Annotated in this window: 1 protein-coding gene; it reads right to left on the bottom strand. The window is 38.9% G+C overall.

What is annotated here, in order from left to right:
• Positions 1-607: 607 nt before the first annotated feature.
• Entirely contained in the window at positions 608-1963 is a 1356-nt protein-coding gene (gene glmM, locus I6F65_RS21120) for a phosphoglucosamine mutase (protein WP_197114779.1), read from the bottom strand.
• Between the last annotated feature and the right edge of the window lie 490 nt (positions 1964-2453).

Genomic DNA, 2453 nt, shown 5'->3' on the forward strand with positions numbered 1-2453 from the left:
AAAGCGAGGTGTAAAACCTCACCTACAATAAACATCAAACCCAACAACATACGCCAAACCTGTAGGTGCGAATTTACTTCGCGCTTGTGTAACGTGGCTTTAATATTTTAAAAGCAAAAGCGAGGTATAAAACCTCACCTACAATAAAAATCAAGCCCAACAACATACGCCAAACTTGTAGGTGCGAATTTACTTCGCGCTTGTGTAGCTTGGTTTAATATTTAAAAAGCAAAGCGAGGTGTAAAACCTCACCTACAAAAACATCAAACCCAACAACATACGCCAAATCTGTATGTGCGAATTTACTTCGCGCTTGTGTAGCGTGGTTTTAATATTTAAAAAGCAAAGCGAGGTGTAAAACCTCACCTACAAAAACATCAAACCCAACAACATACGCCAAACCTGGAGGTGCGAATTTACTTCGCGCTTGTGTAACGTGGCTTTAATATTTAAAAAGCAAAAGCGAGGTGTAAAACCTGACCTACAATGAACATCAAACCCGACAACGTACGCCAAACCTGTAGGTGCGAATTTACTTCGCGCTTGTGTAATGTGGTTTTAATATTTTAAAAGCAAAAAGCGAGGTGTAAAACCTCACCTACAAAACCTATAAAAGCGCTTTGATTGCCGTAGCTATATTTTCTGCTTGTGTTTGCGATGCTACAGAATCTGTAGACTCAACCATTACACGAATAAGTGGCTCTGTGCCCGACTTACGCAATAAAACACGACCGGTGTCAGCCAATATCGTTTCGGCTTCTATTACTGCCTGTTTTACTAAATCGGTGTTTAGTATTTCATTCGCATTATTTTTAGATAAACGAACATTTAAGAGCACTTGAGGTAGTTTTTGCATACCGGCAACATATTCATTTAACGATTCATTTTGTTGAATAAGTGCAGTTAAAACCAAAAGCGAAGCGACAATTCCATCACCTGTAGTTGCATAATCCAAATGTAAAATATGCCCCGAGCCTTCACCACCTAACTTCCAGCCTGTATTTTTTAATTGCTCAACAACGTACCTATCACCTACTTTGGCGCGCTTAAACGGAATATCCATTTGCTTTAATGCTAATTCTAACCCTAAATTAGACATAAGCGTACCGACAACACCACCATCCATTTTACCTTGCAGCTTTGCTGATTTAGCCAAAATATAAAGTATTTGGTCGCCATCAATTACTGCACCTGTGCTGTCAACGAGCATGAGCCTATCGGCATCACCATCAAGCGCAATACCTAAGTCAGCATTATTGGCTAAAACAGCTTCTTGTAAGCTATCTAAATGAGTTGCGCCACATTGCTCATTAATATTTAAACCATTTGGCTTATCGTTAATACTAATAACTTCAGCACCCAACTCGGCATAAACATTTGGCGCTATATGGTAAGCAGCGCCGTTAGCGCTATCTACAACAATTTTTAAACCATCAAGCGTTAAATCTTTAGCAAATGTACCTTTGCAAAACTCAATGTACCGACCAGCGGCATCGTTAATACGCCTTGCTTTACCTAAAAGCTCAGAGCTTACACATTGCATCGCATTGTTGTTTAATGCTTGTTCAAGCAGGGCTTCAATTTCTAACTCTTGTTCGTCATTTAGCTTAGTACCAAAATTATTAAAAAACTTAATGCCGTTATCGTAATATGGGTTATGTGATGCGCTAATAACTACGCCAGCATCAGCCCTAAAGGTTGATGCTAAATAAGCAACCGCAGGGGTTGGCATAGGACCAACAAATGCAACATTAACACCCGCAGCAGAAAGCCCTGCCTCAATAGCTGACTCAAACATATAACCACTGTTGCGTGTATCTTTACCTATTAAAATTTCTTTTGTGCCGCTTGAAGCTAAAACAGTGCCTGCAGCCCAGCCTAATTTCATTGCAAAATCTGGAGTGATAGGAAAAGTCCCTACTTTACCTCTTACTCCATCGGTACCAAAATATTTGCGTGGCATAATTATTCCTTGATCAATTTAACGGGGCGTAATTTACGCACAATTAATATAGTTAATTGCATTATTTTAAAAATAACGCCGTAGTAAAAAAGCAAAAAGCGTGAATTAAACTCACGCTTTTCATTTATAAATTAGTAATATTGCGAGGTGTAAAACCTCACCTACAATAAACATCAAACCCGACAACATACGCCAAACCCGTATGTGCCAATCTACTTCGCGCTTGTGTAACCTGGTTTTAATATTTTAAAAGCAAAAGCGAGGTGTAAAACCTCACCTACAAAAACATCAAACCCGACAACATACGATAAACCCGTAGGTGCGAATTTATTTCGCGCTCATATAACGTGGTTTTAATATTTAAAAAGCAAAGCGAGGTGTAAAACCTCACCTACAATAAATATCAAGCCCAACAACATACGCCAAACTTGTAGGTGCGAATTTACTTCGCGCTCATGTAACGTGGCTTTAATATTTTAAAAGTAAAAAG

Origin of the sequence: Pseudoalteromonas sp. SWXJZ94C (assembly GCF_015864385.1) — a bacterium.
Lineage (GTDB): Bacteria > Pseudomonadota > Gammaproteobacteria > Enterobacterales > Alteromonadaceae > Pseudoalteromonas.